The sequence below is a fragment of the Maritimibacter fusiformis genome, from assembly GCF_008086115.1.
GTDB classification, from domain to species: Bacteria; Pseudomonadota; Alphaproteobacteria; order Rhodobacterales; family Rhodobacteraceae; genus Muriiphilus; species Muriiphilus fusiformis.
Genome location: NZ_VSIY01000015.1, coordinates 226690 through 241510, shown reverse-complemented (window position 1 = coordinate 241510; position 14821 = coordinate 226690). Strand labels below are relative to the sequence as shown.

The 14821-nt window shown below is 63.3% G+C and carries 13 protein-coding genes; 5 read left to right on the top strand and 8 right to left on the bottom strand.

Annotated elements, in window-relative coordinates; genetic code table 11:
• Positions 1 to 11 precede the first annotated feature (11 nt).
• Positions 12 to 1022: a UDP-glucose 4-epimerase GalE gene (galE, locus tag FVF75_RS15925; RefSeq protein ID WP_148379780.1), complete on the top strand. Its 1011-nt coding sequence runs from the start codon at positions 12 to 14 to the stop codon at positions 1020 to 1022.
• Positions 1023 to 1113: 91 nt separating this feature from the next.
• Positions 1114 to 3738, top strand: a complete 2625-nt coding sequence (gene mutS, locus FVF75_RS15920; protein WP_148379971.1) for a DNA mismatch repair protein MutS — start codon at positions 1114 to 1116, stop codon at positions 3736 to 3738.
• Here mutS and FVF75_RS15915 read toward each other — a convergent pair.
• A complete protein-coding gene (locus FVF75_RS15915) occupies positions 3725 to 4315 on the bottom strand; it encodes a nucleotide exchange factor GrpE (RefSeq protein ID WP_148379779.1) in 591 nt (196 codons plus the stop codon). The two genes, mutS and FVF75_RS15915, sit on opposite strands and share 14 nt — an antisense overlap.
• A gap of 11 nt (positions 4316 to 4326) precedes the next feature.
• Positions 4327 to 5391 (bottom strand): heat-inducible transcriptional repressor HrcA, encoded by a 1065-nt coding sequence (gene hrcA, locus FVF75_RS15910; protein ID WP_148379778.1) that lies wholly within the window; start codon positions 5389 to 5391, stop codon positions 4327 to 4329.
• 84 nt (positions 5392 to 5475) lie between these two features.
• Between hrcA and rph the strand changes: the two genes are divergently transcribed.
• Genes rph through hemW form a run of 3 tightly spaced genes read left to right on the top strand, consistent with a single transcriptional unit; the run spans position 5476 to position 7953 of the window.
• A complete protein-coding gene (gene rph / locus FVF75_RS15905) occupies positions 5476 to 6189 on the top strand; it encodes a ribonuclease PH (RefSeq protein ID WP_148379777.1) in 714 nt (237 codons plus the stop codon).
• Positions 6186 to 6797, top strand: coding sequence for an RdgB/HAM1 family non-canonical purine NTP pyrophosphatase (rdgB, locus tag FVF75_RS15900; protein ID WP_148379776.1), 612 nt, complete (start codon positions 6186 to 6188; stop codon positions 6795 to 6797). The genes rph and rdgB overlap by 4 nt, the downstream gene beginning before the upstream one ends.
• Positions 6790 to 7953 carry a radical SAM family heme chaperone HemW gene (hemW, locus tag FVF75_RS15895; protein WP_148379775.1) on the top strand — a complete coding sequence of 388 codons (1164 nt, stop codon included), beginning with the start codon at positions 6790 to 6792 and terminating at the stop codon, positions 7951 to 7953. Before rdgB ends, hemW begins: the two co-directional genes overlap by 8 nt.
• On the opposite strand, the gene FVF75_RS15890 is transcribed toward hemW, so the two are convergent.
• The 6 genes from FVF75_RS15890 to rho are packed head-to-tail and all read right to left on the bottom strand — an operon-like array spanning position 7950 to position 14731.
• Positions 7950 to 8846 carry a ParB/RepB/Spo0J family partition protein gene (locus tag FVF75_RS15890; RefSeq protein ID WP_148379774.1) on the bottom strand — a complete coding sequence of 299 codons (897 nt, stop codon included), beginning with the start codon at positions 8844 to 8846 and terminating at the stop codon, positions 7950 to 7952. The genes hemW and FVF75_RS15890 overlap by 4 nt on opposite strands.
• 9 nt (positions 8847 to 8855) lie before the next feature.
• Positions 8856 to 9653, bottom strand: coding sequence for a ParA family protein (locus FVF75_RS15885; protein WP_148379773.1), 798 nt, complete (start codon positions 9651 to 9653; stop codon positions 8856 to 8858).
• The gene (gene rsmG / locus FVF75_RS15880) at positions 9646 to 10269 is read right to left on the bottom strand and encodes a 16S rRNA (guanine(527)-N(7))-methyltransferase RsmG (protein ID WP_148379772.1); all 624 of its coding nucleotides are present in this window, start codon (positions 10267 to 10269) and stop codon (positions 9646 to 9648) included. Before rsmG ends, FVF75_RS15885 begins: the two co-directional genes overlap by 8 nt.
• The gene (gene mnmG / locus FVF75_RS15875) at positions 10266 to 12134 is read right to left on the bottom strand and encodes a tRNA uridine-5-carboxymethylaminomethyl(34) synthesis enzyme MnmG (protein ID WP_148379771.1); all 1869 of its coding nucleotides are present in this window, start codon (positions 12132 to 12134) and stop codon (positions 10266 to 10268) included. The genes rsmG and mnmG overlap by 4 nt, the downstream gene beginning before the upstream one ends.
• A gap of 23 nt (positions 12135 to 12157) precedes the next feature.
• Complete coding sequence (gene mnmE, locus FVF75_RS15870) at positions 12158 to 13438, bottom strand: tRNA uridine-5-carboxymethylaminomethyl(34) synthesis GTPase MnmE (RefSeq protein ID WP_148379770.1); 1281 nt, start codon at positions 13436 to 13438, stop codon at positions 12158 to 12160.
• Between the two features lie 24 nt (positions 13439 to 13462).
• Positions 13463 to 14731: a transcription termination factor Rho gene (gene rho, locus FVF75_RS15865; RefSeq protein ID WP_148379769.1), complete on the bottom strand. Its 1269-nt coding sequence runs from the start codon at positions 14729 to 14731 to the stop codon at positions 13463 to 13465.
• Positions 14732 to 14821 lie beyond the last annotated feature (90 nt).

Here is a 14821-nt window from a genome sequence, read left to right as displayed (position 1 = left end):
GGAGGCGGGCCGTGGCTGGGAGAATTCTATTGACGGGCGGCGCGGGCTATATCGGCTCGCACACCTACGTCGAGTTGAAGTCGGCCGGCCACGATGTGGTCATCCTCGACAATTTCTCGAACGCGCGTCACGACGTGATCGACCGGCTCGAGGTCATTACCGACGGGCCGGTCACTCTCCACGAAGGCGACGTGCTCGACAAGGCATTCCTGGCCTCGGTCTTTGCGGCGCATCAGTTCGACGCGGTAATCCATTTCGCCGCCAAGAAGGCGGTGGGCGAAAGCGTGGAAAAGCCGCTCGACTATTTCGAGACCAATTGCACCGGGTTCTCCAACCTCCTGATGGCCATGCGGGACGGCGGGGTGTTTCGCGTGGTGTTTTCCTCGACTGCCACGGTCTACGGCGAGCCCGAGACCCTGCCTTTTACCGAGGACCACCGGCTTGCGCCGCTCAGCCCCTATGCCCAGTCGAAAGTCGTCTGCGAGACGCTGCTGGCCCAGTGCAAGACGGCGGACGACCGTTGGGCCTACGGCATCCTGCGCTATTTCAACCCGGCGGGCGCGCACGACTCGGCGCTGATCGGCGAAGACCCGAACGACATCCCCAACAACCTGATGCCCTATATCGCCAAGGTCGCGACAGGCGAGCTGCCGACGCTCAACGTATTCGGCGACGATTACGACACGCCCGACGGCACCGGGGTGCGCGACTACATCCATGTGGTCGACTTGGCCCGGGGGCATGTCCAGTCGGTCGCCAAGCTGATCGGCGGCAACGAGACGCACACCCTCAACCTCGGCACCGGCATCGGATATTCGGTGTTCGACATGCTGCACGCCTATGAGCGCGCGTGCGGCAAGAAACTGCCCTACAGGATCGCGCCGCGCCGGGCGGGAGACATCGACTGCTTCTATGCCGATCCGACACTCGCGAATGACTGGCTGGGGTTCGAGGCGCGGCGCGATCTGGACGACATGTGCCGGACAAGCTGGAACTGGGTTTCGCGGCGCAAGAATACCTGAGGGCCTTCCGCCCGGTCCGGCTCTTCTCTAGTCTGGCACGACGAACAACCCGGGGGACCCTGTGACAGCCGAGACCGCCGCCGCGACGCCGATGATGGCGCAGTATCTGGAGATCAAGGCGCGCTATCCCGACGCGCTTTTGTTCTACCGGATGGGCGATTTCTACGAAATGTTCTTCGACGATGCGCGCGCTGCGGCCGAGGCGCTCGATATCGCGCTGACCAAGCGCGGCAAGCACAAGGGCAGCGACATTCCGATGTGCGGCGTGCCGGTGCATTCCGCCGAAGGCTACCTTCTGACGCTGATCCGCAAAGGGTTTCGGGTGGCAGTCTGCGAACAGATGGAAGACCCGGCGGAGGCGAAGAAGCGTGGCTCGAAGTCGGTGGTCAAGCGCGACGTGGTTCGGCTGGTCACGCCCGGCACGTTGACGGAGGAAAGCCTGCTGGACGCCCGCCGCCACAACTACCTCGCCGCCTACAACGAGGTCCGGGGCGACGGCGCGCTGGCCTGGGTCGACATTTCCACCGGCGAGTTTCGCATCATGGCCTGTTCGCCGCCCCGTTTGGGGCCGGAACTGGCCCGCCTGTCGCCGCGCGAAGTAATCCTCGCCGAGGCAAATGAACCAAAATTCTGCGAGTTAGTGTCTGATTTGGGCGCGTCCGTCACGCCGCTGGGCGGATCGGCCTTCGATTCCACGGCCTCCGAAAAACGCCTGCTGGGGCTTTTCGCAATTGCCTCTCTCGATGCCTTCGGCACGTTTTCGCGGGCGGAAATCGGTGCGATGGGGGCGATCGTCGAATATCTCGAGATCACTCAAAAGGGCAAACTGCCGCTGATCCGGCCCCCAGTGAAGGAAGCCGCCTCGCGCGTGATGCAGATCGACGCCGCCACACGGCGAAACCTGGAGCTGACCCATTCGCTGAGCGGCGGGCGCGAGGGGGCGCTGCTTCATACGATTGACCGAACCGTCACGGCGGCGGGCGGCAGGCTGTTGGAGCGGCGGATTTCCAGCCCGTCGCGCGATCTGGCCAGTGTCGAGTCTCGGCTTGAATCGGTGTCATTCATTCAGGAACAAGGTCGCTTGCGTACGGATCTGCGCGGTGCTTTACGCAAGGCGCCCGACATCGACCGGGCGCTGTCGCGGCTGTCGCTGGAGCGGGGTGGGCCGCGCGATCTGACCGCGATCCGCGCCGCGCTCGAGGCGGCAAGCGACCTGGCCGGTCTGCTGGGGAAACATGATCTGCCTGACCGCCTTGCCGATGCCGCCACGGCGCTGACGGGCCATGACGCCCTGCGCGATTTGCTGTCGGACGCCCTGGTTGCCGAGCCGCCGCTTCTGGTGCGCGATGGCGGCTTCATCGCCGCTGGCTACGATCCTGATCTCGATGACGCCCGCAAACTGCGGGACGAGGGCCGCTCGGTCATCGCCGGGATGCAGGCGGAGTATGCCAAAACTGCGGGCGTTCAGAGCTTGAAGATCAAGCACAACAACGTGCTGGGCTATTTCATCGAGACGACCGCGACCCACGCCGAAAAGATGTTGTCGCCGCCGCTGTCGGAAACCTTCATTCACCGTCAGACCACGGCCAACGCGGTGCGGTTCACCACGGTCGACCTGTCCGATCTGGAAACGCGAATTCTGAACGCCGGAAGCCGCGCGATCGAGATCGAAAAGCGGCTCTATTCAGCGCTTTCCGACGAGGTTCTGTCGCATTCGGGCCCGCTTGGGCTGCTCGCGCGTGCCCTGGCGGAGTTTGATCTGGCGGCCGCGCTGGCTGAACTGGCCGAGACCGAAGCCTGGTGTCGGCCGGAGGTCGAGGACAGCCGTGTTTTCGAGGTGGTCGGTGGCCGGCACCCCGTGGTCGAACGCGCCTTGCGCGCGCAGGGAGGCGAACCGTTCATCGCCAACGATTGCCGGCTGGCCGATGGCTCGGATGGCGCGGATATCTGGCTTTTGACCGGGCCGAACATGGCCGGCAAATCGACCTTTCTTAGGCAGAACGCGCTGATTGCCCTGTTGGCGCAGGCCGGCAGCTATGTCCCGGCCACCTCAGCGCGCATTGGGCTTGTCTCGCAGCTTTTCAGCCGGGTGGGCGCGTCGGACGATCTGGCGCGGGGGCGGTCGACCTTCATGGTCGAGATGGTCGAAACCGCCGCGATCCTGAACCAGGCCGATGACAGGTCTCTGGTCATCCTCGACGAGATCGGGCGCGGAACCGCAACCTATGACGGGCTGTCGATTGCCTGGGCGACGCTGGAGCATCTGCACGACGTGAACCGCTGCCGCGCCCTGTTCGCAACGCATTATCACGAGTTGACCCAGCTTGCGGCCAAACTGGACGGCGTCGACAACGCGACCATTGCCGTCAAGGAGTGGGACGGCGAGGTGATCTTCCTGCACGAGGTGCGCAAGGGCGCGGCGGATCGGTCCTATGGCGTCCAGGTCGCCAAGCTGGCCGGGCTGCCCGCTTCGGTGGTGGAGCGTGCCAGGGTCGTGCTAGAGGCGCTCGAGCAAGGCGAGCGCGAGGGCGGCGGCGCGCAAAAGGCGCTGATCGATGATCTGCCGCTGTTCTCGGCGGCGGTGTCCGCCGCGCCGCCAGCCAAGGCAGGCCCTTCGCCAGCCGAAGAAAAGCTCGCCGGAGTTCACCCCGACGAGCTGACGCCGAAACAGGCGCTCGACTTGATCTATGTGCTGAAAGACCTCAGCCGGGGTTAGACGACACCCCGACCTGCGCCGGGCGCAACAGCCGGTCATGCAGCAGGAACCCCTCGGCCATCACCTGGATGATCTGGCCCGCCTTGGTGTCGGGCAACGGCGCCTCGAACATCGCCTGGTGAAGCTGGGGGTCGAATTTCTCGCCGATCTCCGGCGCGACGATGGTGATCCCGTGCTTGGAGAAGATCTGCAGAAGTTCGCGCATCGTCAACTCGACACCTTCGATCAGACCCGCCGCCTGAGCGCGAGCGTCGTCGTTCGCCGCCTCCAGTGCCCGCTTCAGGTTGTCATAAACCGGCAGCATGTCGCGGGCCAGCTTCGACCCGCCATATTGCTCGGCCTCGCGCCGGTCACGCTCGCCGCGTTTGCGGGTGTTCTCGGCATCCGCCAGCGCGCGCATGAAGCGATCGCGCATCTCGTCGCGTTCCGCGCGCAGCTTTTCGACCTCATCCAGCGACGCCTCGTCAGCCAGCGAATCGTTGTCCGCCACCCGCTCGTCCGCATTGACCCCGGCCATGATTTCATCGATCGCGGCCTCAACGTCGGACAGCTCGTCTTTCTTCTTAGGATCTGCCATTTCCCTACCTTTTACCCTCGGTCAGAGATCAGTTTTCCGACCAATTGCGCGGTGTAGTCGACGATCGGCACGATCCGCCCATAGTTGAGCCGGGTCGGTCCGATCACGCCAACTGCACCGATGATTCTACGGTCAGCGTTCATATAGGGGGAAACCACCAAAGAGCTACCCGAAAGTGAGAAAAGCTGGTTTTCCGAGCCGATAAAGATGCGCACGCCGTCCCCTTCCTCGGCCAGGGTCAGAAACTCGGCGATGTCGCGCTTGCGTTCGAGGTCGTCGAACAGGCGCATGATCCGTTCAAGATTGGCCTCGTCGCCGCCATGAGCCAGCAGATTGGCCCGCCCCCGCACGATCAACCGCTCTTCCCCGACCCCCGGGTCGGCCCAGAGCGCGACGCCGTTTTCGATCAGTTCCTGAGCTAGCTGGTCAAGCTCCTGTCGACGGGCCTTGATTTCAACCTCGATCGCGTCGCGCAGTTCCGCCAGCGTCTTGCCCTCGGCAATGGCGTTGATGAAGTTGCCGGCTTCACGCATCGAGGATGCGGTTTGCCCCAGGGGTGGCTGGAACACCCGGTTCTCGACGTGACCATCGGCAAAGACCAGAACCACCAACGCGCGGTCGGGCCCGAGATAGACGAATTCGATATGCTTGATCGGCGTCTCGGCGTGTTTTGGCGTCAGGACCAGGCTGGCCCCGGCGGTGATCCCCGACAGGGCCGAGCCGATGCGGTCCATCAGGGTTGATACATCCGCCTGGTTCGAGGTCACGGTGGCGTCGATTTTCCTGCGGTCGTCATCGGTCAGATTGCTGATTTCGAGCAGCCCGTCGACGAACAGCCGCAGACCCAGCTCGGTCGGCACCCGTCCGGCCGAAACATGCGGGCTGTTCAAAAGGCCCATGATCTCGAGATCCTGCATCACGTTGCGGATCGTTGCGGCAGAGACCTTTTCGGACAGCGTTCGGGTCAGGCTTCGCGACCCCACCGGTTCGCCGGTCTCGAGATAGGCTTCGACCAGCCGGCGAAACACCTCGCGCGACCTGTCGTTCAGTTCTTCCAGATGCGGGTTTGCCGCCATGTGCCTCTGCCTCCGCCCGTCATCGGGCTTGCCTTTTGTCGGGGGCCATGAGACTCCACCGGAAACGAAAAGGAAGGACATCTCATGCGCCCGTCTGGTCGGAAGATAGATGAAATGCGGCCGATTTCAATTGAAGTCGGGGTCACGAAGCACGCAGAAGGCGCGTGCATGATCCGCATTGGCGACACGCATGTTCTCTGCACCGCCTCGCTCGAGGAGCGCGTGCCTCCGTTTCTGCGCAATTCCGGCCAGGGCTGGGTGACGGCGGAATACGGAATGCTGCCGCGCGCCACCAACACCCGGATGCGCCGCGAAGCGGCGGCGGGCAAGCAGGGCGGGCGCACGGTGGAAATTCAACGTCTGATCGGTCGCAGCCTGCGCGCGGGCGTCGACCGGCAAGCCCTGGGCGAACGTCAGATCACCGTCGACTGCGACGTGATCCAGGCCGATGGCGGCACTCGGTGCGCTGCGATCACCGGCGGCTGGGTCGCACTGCGACTTGCCGTCAACAAGCTGATGAAAGCAGGCGACATCACCACCGATCCGCTGACCGATCCGGTCGCGGCGGTGTCCTGCGGAGTCTATGCCGGGCAAACGGTGCTCGACCTCGACTATGCCGAAGACAGCGAGGCCGGGGTGGATGGAAACTACGTGATGACCGGTTCGGGCCGCCTGATCGAGGTCCAGATGTCCGCCGAAGGTTCGACCTTTTCGCGTGACGAGATGTACCGGCTGATGGATCTCGCCGACAAAGGTGTCGCCGAGTTGGTCGCAGCACAAAAGGCAGCCACCGCATGACCCGCAAGCTCGAAGGCGGCAGGCTGGTGATCGCCTCGCACAACGCGGGCAAGATCCGCGAGATCGGCGCGCTTCTGGCGCCGTTCGGTGTCGAGGTGATTTCTGCCGCCGACCTTGGGCTCGAAGAACCCGCCGAGACCGAAGACACATTCGCCGGAAACGCCCGGATCAAGGCGCATTACGCCGCACAGAAGTCGGGGCTTCCCGCCCTGTCGGACGACAGCGGCATCATGGTTGATGCCCTTGGGGGCGATCCCGGGGTCTATACCGCGGATTGGGCCGAAACGCCGAACGGGCGCGACTTCAAACTGGCGATGACGAGGGTCTGGACGCTTCTTGAGGAAAAAGCCGCCCCGGAACCGCGAACCGCGCGGTTCAACGCGACGCTTTGCCTGGCCTGGCCGGACGGTCACGACGAGATATTCGAAGGTCAGGTCGAAGGGCGCGTGGTTTGGCCCATGCGCGGGGAAAACGGCTTTGGTTTCGACCCGATCTTTCTGCCGGACGGCAAAACGCAAACGTTTGGGGAAATGGACCCGGCCGAAAAACACGAGATGAGCCACCGCGCCGTCGCCTTTGCCCGTCTGGTCGAGGGTTGCTTTGCCTGACGACTGGCGTTTTGGCGGCTTCGGCCTGTATGTCCATTGGCCCTTCTGCGCCGCGAAATGCCCTTATTGCGACTTTAACAGCCACGTCTCGGCGAAAATCGAGATGGAAGACTGGCGCGCCGCCTATAAGCGCGAGATCGCGCGCTATGCGTCCGAAACCGGCCCCCGCGTCCTGAATAGTGTCTATTTCGGCGGCGGAACGCCTTCGTTGATGGCGCCCGAGATTGTCGAAACCGTCATCGAGACCGCCGCGAAACACTGGACCTTCGCCAACGATATCGAAATCACGCTCGAGGCCAATCCAACCTCGGTCGAGGCCGGGAAATTCGCGGATTTCAGGCACGCCGGTGTCTCGCGCGTTTCGCTGGGCGTGCAGGCGCTGAACGACGCCGATCTTCGCCGCCTGGGGCGGCTCCATGATGTTGCGACAGCCATGACAGCGTTAGAGACAGCGCGAAACGCATTTGACCGAGTGAGCTTTGATCTGATTTATGCCCGCCAGGACCAAAGCCTCTCGGACTGGCGTCAGGAATTGACCACGGCGCTGGGTTTCTCGCCCGAGCACCTTTCCCTGTATCAGCTGACGATCGAGAGCGGCACCGCCTTCGGCGACCGTTTTCGCCGCGGCAAGCTGCCGGGGCTGCCCGACGAGGATTTGGCCGCCGACATGTTCATTCTGACCCAGGACATTTGCGATGCCGCCGGCCTCCCGGCCTATGAGGTATCCAACCATGCTGTCCCGGGGCAGGAATCACGCCACAATCTGATCTATTGGCATGGCGGTGACTATGTCGGCATCGGCCCGGGTGCGCACGGCCGCCTGACGCTCGACGGACAGCGCCACGCCACGACCACGGAATTGTCGCCCGGCAAGTGGCTTTCACAGGTTTCGCGGACGGGAACCGGCGAGTTGGAGCGCGAGGCGCTGCGCCCGAGAGACCACGCCGGCGAATACCTGATGATGAGCCTGCGGACCACTGAAGGGCTGGACATGAAGCGGTATCGCGACATCGCCGGAAAGCCTATAAATATGTTTGATATCAATGACTTGGAAAATCTCGGGCTGTTGCAATCGTCCGGTGACCGCCTTCAGGCGACGCGAGACGGTCGCGCCGTTCTGAACGCGATCATCACCAGGCTGCTTCCCGACGACTAACCGCCCAGCTTGCGGCAAAGATCGTCGAGCTGCTCTAGCGTCCTGTAACTGATCTTGAGCACGCCGGTTTCCTTGCCGGTATCGTGGTCGATGGCGACCTTCATCCCCAGGCTGGCCGACAAGTCACCCTCCAACGCGACCGTATCGGCATCCTTCTCCAAGCGTTTCGCCTGTGTAGAGCCGCTTTTCGGCTTTGGGGCCTTGGCGAGCCGTTCGACGTCACGCACCGACAGCCCCTTTGCGATCACCCGCCGCGCCAGCCCCGCAGGGTCGTCCGCCGTCACCAGCGCGCGCGCATGACCAGCCGAGATCTGGCCGCTTCGAAGGTATTCCAGCACCTCCGGCGGCAGATTCAACAGCCGGAGCATGTTCGCGATATGCGAACGGCTCTTGCCCAGCGCTTCGGCGAGTTTTTCCTGGGTATGGCCGAAACGATCCATCAGTTCACGGTAGCCCGCAGCCTCTTCGGCGGCATTCAGGTCGGATCGCTGGATGTTCTCGATGATCGCGACTTCGAGCGCTTCGGTATCGGTGTAGGTCCGCACCAACGCCGGCACTTCGTGCAGATTCGCCATCTGCGAGGCGCGCCACCGTCTTTCACCGGCAACAATCTCGTAAGTCCCCGGCGTTCTGCTGTTCTCCCGCAGGATCAGAGGCTGAATCACGCCCTTTTCCTTGATCGACGCAGCCAGTTCCGCAAGGTCATCCTGGCTGAACGTGCGGCGAGGCTGATCGGGGTTCGGAACGATCTGTTCGATCGCGACCATCTGGTCATGCGGGCGCGGGGCATCTTCGAGCGCCGCGTTTTTCGGCTCAGAGGCCGACTCCGGCGATACATCGGCCATCAGCGCCGACAGTCCGCGCCCAAGACCACGAGCAGGTTTTTTTGTCATGTTGGCCTCCTAAACCGACCGCGCCAGAAGTTCTTCGGCCAGCGCCGAATAGGCCGCGCTGCCCTTCGAGGCCGGATCATAACTCAGGACCGGCATCGCGTAAGACGGCGCCTCGCTGATCCGAACATTTCTGGGAATGATCGTCTGAAAGACCAGATTCCCAAGATTTTCCCGGGCGTCATCCTCGACCTGTTTCGACAGGTTGTTGCGCACGTCATACATGGTCAGCACGATGCCCTCGATCCGAAGATCCGGGTTCGCGGCCTGCCGCACCTCGCGAATCGTCAGCATCAGTTGCGACAACCCCTCCAGCGCGAAAAACTCGCTTTGCAGCGGCACGAGCACCGAGTGCGCCGCCACCATGGCGTTGACGGTCAGAAGGTTCAGCGAGGGCGGGCAGTCGATCAGAATGAAATCCAGCGCCAGATCGGCCACGTCCGGTGCGCGCAGGGCGTCGTGCAGCAAATGGCTGCGTTTTTCGTTCGAGACCAGTTCGATATCCGCCGATGACAGATCGGTGGTGGCGGGGGCGATCCACAGCCCCTTAACGTCGGTCGGTCGCGAGACCTTTTGCAGCGGCGCCTCGTCCAGGATCAGGTCATAGGTCGTCAGCACCCGATCCTCGGCCTCCACGCCAAGCCCGGTCGACGCGTTTCCCTGCGGATCGATGTCGACGATCATCACGTTCTTGCCTAGTGCGGCAATGGCGGCGCCCAGGTTGATGGCAGTCGTGGTCTTGCCGACCCCGCCTTTCTGATTGGTGATCGCGATGATCTTGGGGCCCTTCGGCCGCGCCGGGTCAGACACGCCTGATGTCTCCGATTCTAAGGATAGTTGCCTCTGGGTCGGTCTTGCTTGGGTATGTATCCAGCCCGAAGGTCCAGGTTTCAAGCGCTTCTTTCAATTCGGCCTCTGCCCCGGCGCCTTTGAGGAAGATCGCCTCTCCCCGGTCCGCAAGATGGCGCTGCGCGTATCCGAGCAGGCGCGTCAGCGGCGCGAGCGCGCGGGCCGAGACGATGTCGGCCTCAAGCGGCTCCAGCGTTTCGGCGCGGTCGGTCAGCACCTCCGCGTCCAGGCCGGTCTCGCGAATCACGGTGCGAAGGAAGGTGGCCTTTCGCAAATCGCTCTCGACGCAGGTCACCCTGATATCCGGCCGCGCTTCATCCGCCAGAATGGCCACGACCAACCCCGGAAAGCCGCCGCCGCTGCCCAGATCGGCCCAGCGCCCCTTATTTCGATCCGAGATCGACAGAATCTGTGCACTGTCCAGAAAATGCCGCCCCCACAAGTCGTTCAGCGTGGATTTCGCGACCAGGTTGATGGAAGGGTTCCACTTTTTCAGCAGCCCGGCGTAGATGCCGAGCCGCTCGAGTGTTTCACGTGAAACATCCTGATCGGCTGCGAACCGGTCTCGGTCGGTCATGCGGATTTCGCCCGGTCCGCCTGCCGCAGCTTGGCCAGAATCAGCGTAAGCGCCGCAGGGGTCATGCCCTCTATACGCCCCGCCTGGGCAACGGTCTCCGGTCGCGCGGTCTTGAGTTTTCCGCAAAGTTCGCGCGTCAGGCCGTCCAATGAGTCATAGTCGAAATCAGGCGGAATCCGATGTGCTTCGTCCCGCTGCAAGGCTTCGACATCCCGTTTCTGCCGCTCGATGTAGTTGGCATAGAGCGCGTCTTTCTCGATCTGCCGCCGGACTTCCGGGGCAACCGTCGACAAGATGGCATCGTCGGCGGCGAGATGGTCAAAGGTCAACTGCGGAAGCGACAAGAGGTCCATTCCACTCCGACGTGCGCCATCACCGCTGATATTGGCCCCCAATGCACGCGCCTCCTTGGGCGAATAGCCCTTTTGTTCGAGCCGCTCGCGCGCCTTGCCGAGCGCCTCCATTTTGTCCTGGAATTCTGTGCGCCGCACCTCACCGACGCAACCGAGCTCAATTCCCAGCGGTGTAAGGCGCTGATCGGCGTTGTCCGCGCGCAAGCTCAGGCGGTATTCGGCCCGCGATGTGAACATGCGGTAGGGTTCCGTTACGCCACGGGTCGTCAGATCGTCGATCATCACGCCGATGTAGGACTGAGCGCGGGAAAACACGATCTGTTCGCGCTCCAGCGCCCGCAGTCCCGCGTTCAGGCCAGCGACCAGCCCTTGGGCCGCCGCCTCTTCATACCCCGTGGTCCCATTGATCTGGCCGGCCAGATACAGCCCGGGGACATCGCGAAGCTCGAGGGTCGAGCGCAGGGCTTTCGGATCGACGTAGTCGTATTCGATCGCATAACCCGGCTGCAGGATCGTGACGTTCTCAAGGCCGCGGATCGAACGCACGTAGCGCTCTTGCACCTCCACCGGCAGGGAGGTCGAGATCCCGTTCGGATAGACCGTATCGGTGTTCAGCCCTTCCGGTTCAAGAAAGACCTGGTGCGAGGATTTGTCAGCGAACCGCACCACCTTGTCCTCGATGGAGGGGCAATACCGCGGCCCGACTCCATCGATCTGGCCGCCATACATCGCCGACCGGTCGAGGTTTTCGCGAATGATCGCGTGGGTTTGCTCGTTCGTGTGGCTGATACCGCAAGACACCTGGCGCACGAACGGCCGCCTGTGGAGGAACGAGAACATCTCCGGCGTCTCGTCGCCGGGCTGAAGGTCCAGTTGATCCCAGGAAATCGTCTTGCCGTCCAGCCGCGGCGGCGTCCCGGTCTTGAGGCGCCCGAGCGGCAGGCCGAAGTCGTCGATCTGTTCGGCAAGGCGGATCGAGGGGCGGTCCCCCATCCGTCCGCCTTCGTGTCGTTTGTCCCCGATGTGGATCACGCCACGCAGGAAGGTGCCCGTGGTGAGAACCACCGCGCGAGCGGTCAGTTCGTTCCCGTCCCCCAGGCGCAGCCCCGCGACCGCTCCATCCTCGAACAGAAGTTCGACAGCCTCGCCTTCGATCAGGTCAAGACCAACCGCCTGCTCGATTTCCTCGATCATCGCCGCCTTGTAGAGCTCGCGGTCAGCTTGCGCGCGCGGGCCTTGCACCGCCGGTCCCTTGCTGCGGTTCAGGAGGCGAAACTGAATACCAGCCCGATCCGCGACGCGGCCCATGGCCCCGTCCAGTGCGTCGATCTCGCGAACCAGGTGGCCCTTGCCCAACCCACCAATGGCCGGGTTGCACGACATGGTGCCCAGGTCGCTTTTGCGGAGTGTGACCAACGCAGTCCGCGCGCCAAGGCGTGCAGATGCCAGCGCGGCGTCGGCACCGGCGTGCCCGCCTCCGATTACCACCACATCGAATCGCGGATGTTTCACGTGAAACACTCCAATCAGCGCGCCTACTTCCCGATACAGAAGCTGGCGAAGATTTCGTCCAGGATGTTCTCTACATCGACCCGCCCGACGATGGAATCAAGCGCGCGGATCGCGGAGCGGATCTCCTCCGCCGCCAGCTCGGCCCGATCGGGGCCTTGCCCTACCTCGATTCGCGCGGATTCCAAAGCGTCGAGCGCGCGGATCATCGCGATTCTGTGCCGTTCCCGGATCGCCGTCCCCGCGCCCCCAGCCCGCGACACGAGAATTTGCTCGATCCGCCGGACAAGTGCATCCACGCCCTGCCCGGTCTTGCCCGACACGCCACCGGAATCCTCGATCAGATCGGCTTTCGCCCGGACCACGATATCGTCGGCTTCCGGCTCCAGCCCGAGATCGGCTTGCCCGTCCTCGACCAGGAACACCCGCAGGTCCGCGCCGCGCGCGCGTTCGATCGCCCGGCGAATGCCGATGCTCTCGACAACATCCTCGGTCGCGCGCAGGCCGGCCGTATCCAGCACGGTGACGGGCAATCCGCCCAGATCCATCCGCACTTCGATCACATCACGCGTCGTCCCCGCCACTTCGGAGGTGATCGCCGCCTCGCGCCCGGCCAAAGCATTGAGCAGTGTAGATTTTCCGACGTTGGGCGGCCCGACGATGGCCACTTCAAAGCCATCCCGAATACGCTCGGCTATCCCGACGCCGTCGCGCTCTTCGGCCAGGCTGGCCTGCACCTTTTCCAACAGATCGCTGACTTCCGGCGCCACGTCGACAGGCACCTCCTCATCCGCGAAATCGATCGTCGCCTCCAATAGCGCCGCAGCGCGGATCAGGTCGCGCCGCCACACTTCTGCCTTGTCGCCCAGGGCGCCCGACAGAACCCGCAACGCCTGAACGCGCTGAGCCTCGGTTTCGGCGTCGATCAGATCGGCCAGCCCTTCCACCTGTGCAAGGTCGAGGCGTCCGTTCTCAAGCGCCCGCCTGGTAAACTCGCCGGCCTCGGCCGCGCGCAGCCCGGACATCCCGGCAAGCTCGCGCAAGAGCGCATCGGTCACGGCCACGGACCCGTGGACATGAAACTCGACAACCGCCTCTCCGGTAAAGCTGTGGCCTTCCTCGAAACGCAGCACCAAGGCTTGATCGAACGCATCCCCAGCCTTGTCGCGCAGCATCCGCAGGCCGCGCGTCTCGGGCAAGGTGCCGCAAAGCTCCGTGGCAACCGCGAACGCAAGCGGGCCGGACAGACGGATCACCGCCAATCCGGCCCGGCCCCGCGCCGTCGCAACCGCAAAGATCGTATCCATGATCCTCGCCCTGTTCAGCGAACGCTATGCGTTCATGGAGTCGAAAAACTCGGCGTTGGTCTTGGTCTGCTTGAGTTTCGACAGCAGGAACTCAACCGCGTCGGTCGTGCCCATCGGGTTCAGGATACGCCGCAGCACATAGGTCTTTTGCAGGTCCTTGGCGTCGACCAGAAGTTCCTCTTTCCGGGTGCCCGACTTGAGGATGTCGATCGCCGGGAAGATGCGCTTGTCCGAGACCTTGCGGTCGAGCACGAGCTCGCTGTTGCCGGTGCCCTTGAATTCTTCAAAGATCACCTCGTCCATCCGCGAGCCGGTGTCGATCAGCGCAGTGGCGATAATGGTCAGCGATCCGCCTTCCTCGATGTTCCGCGCGGCGCCGAAGAACCGCTTGGGCCGTTGCAGCGCGTTGGCATCGACGCCGCCGGTCAGCACCTTGCCCGAGGACGGCACCACCGTGTTGTAAGCCCGGCCAAGGCGCGTGATCGAGTCAAGCAAGATCACCACGTCGCGCTTGTGTTCGACCAGGCGCTTGGCCTTCTCGATCACCATTTCGGCAACGGCAACGTGGCGGGTCGCCGGCTCATCGAATGTCGAGGACACGACTTCGCCCTTCACCGAACGCTTCATGTCCGTAACCTCTTCCGGGCGCTCGTCGATCAGCAGCACGATCAGATAGCATTCGGGATGGTTGACCGAGATCGAATAGGCGATGTTCTGAAGCAGCACGGTCTTGCCGGTGCGCGGCGGCGCCACGATCAGCGAGCGTTGACCTTTGCCGATCGGCGCAACCAGGTCGATGATCCGGGCCGACCGGTCCTTAATCGTCGGATCGTCGATTTCCAGCTTGAACCGCTCATCTGGGTGCAAGGGCGTCAGGTTGTCGAACGCAACCTTGTGCCGCGCGGTTTCGGGGTCGGTGAAGTTGATCTTTTCGACCTTGGTGATCGCGAAGTAGTTCTCGTTTTCGCCGGGAGCCGAAATCACGCCCTCCACGGTATCGCCGGTGCGCAACGAGAACTTGCGGATCATTTCAGGCGACATGTAGATGTCGTCCGGCCCGGGCAGGTAGTTGGCCTCGGGCGCGCGCAGGAACCCGAAGCCGTCCTGAAGCACTTCAAGCACGCCTTCGCCACCGATTTCCCAATCGTCCTCGGCACGCTCCTTGAGGATCGAGAACATCATCTCGCCCTTGCGCATCGTCGAGGCATTCTCGATCTCAAGATCCTCGGCCAGTGCCAGCAGATCCTTCGGGCTCTGCGCCTTGAGTTCGGAAAGGTTCAATCGTTTTGTCATGGATACACTCGCAGGTCCCGCTTTGGCGGACCGTCATCTTGATCAAGGGAAAGCATCAGGCCGAACGGCCCGCTTCGCGGTTCATACTGA

Excerpts from the sequence above, each read along its gene's own strand:
- mutS (WP_148379971.1), top strand. The coding sequence starts at position 1,114 with ATGATGGCGCAGTATCTGGAGATCAAGGCGCGCTATCCCGACGCGCTT.
- FVF75_RS15915 (WP_148379779.1), bottom strand. The coding sequence starts at position 4,315 with ATGGCAGATCCTAAGAAGAAAGACGAGCTGTCCGACGTTGAGGCCGCG.
- hrcA (WP_148379778.1), bottom strand. The coding sequence starts at position 5,391 with ATGGCGGCAAACCCGCATCTGGAAGAACTGAACGACAGGTCGCGCGAG.
- rph (WP_148379777.1), top strand. The coding sequence starts at position 5,476 with ATGCGCCCGTCTGGTCGGAAGATAGATGAAATGCGGCCGATTTCAATT.
- rdgB (WP_148379776.1), top strand. The coding sequence starts at position 6,186 with ATGACCCGCAAGCTCGAAGGCGGCAGGCTGGTGATCGCCTCGCACAAC.
- FVF75_RS15890 (WP_148379774.1), bottom strand. The coding sequence starts at position 8,846 with ATGACAAAAAAACCTGCTCGTGGTCTTGGGCGCGGACTGTCGGCGCTG.
- rsmG (WP_148379772.1), bottom strand. The coding sequence starts at position 10,269 with ATGACCGACCGAGACCGGTTCGCAGCCGATCAGGATGTTTCACGTGAA.
- mnmE (WP_148379770.1), bottom strand. The coding sequence starts at position 13,438 with ATGGATACGATCTTTGCGGTTGCGACGGCGCGGGGCCGGGCCGGATTG.
- rho (WP_148379769.1), bottom strand. The coding sequence starts at position 14,731 with ATGACAAAACGATTGAACCTTTCCGAACTCAAGGCGCAGAGCCCGAAG.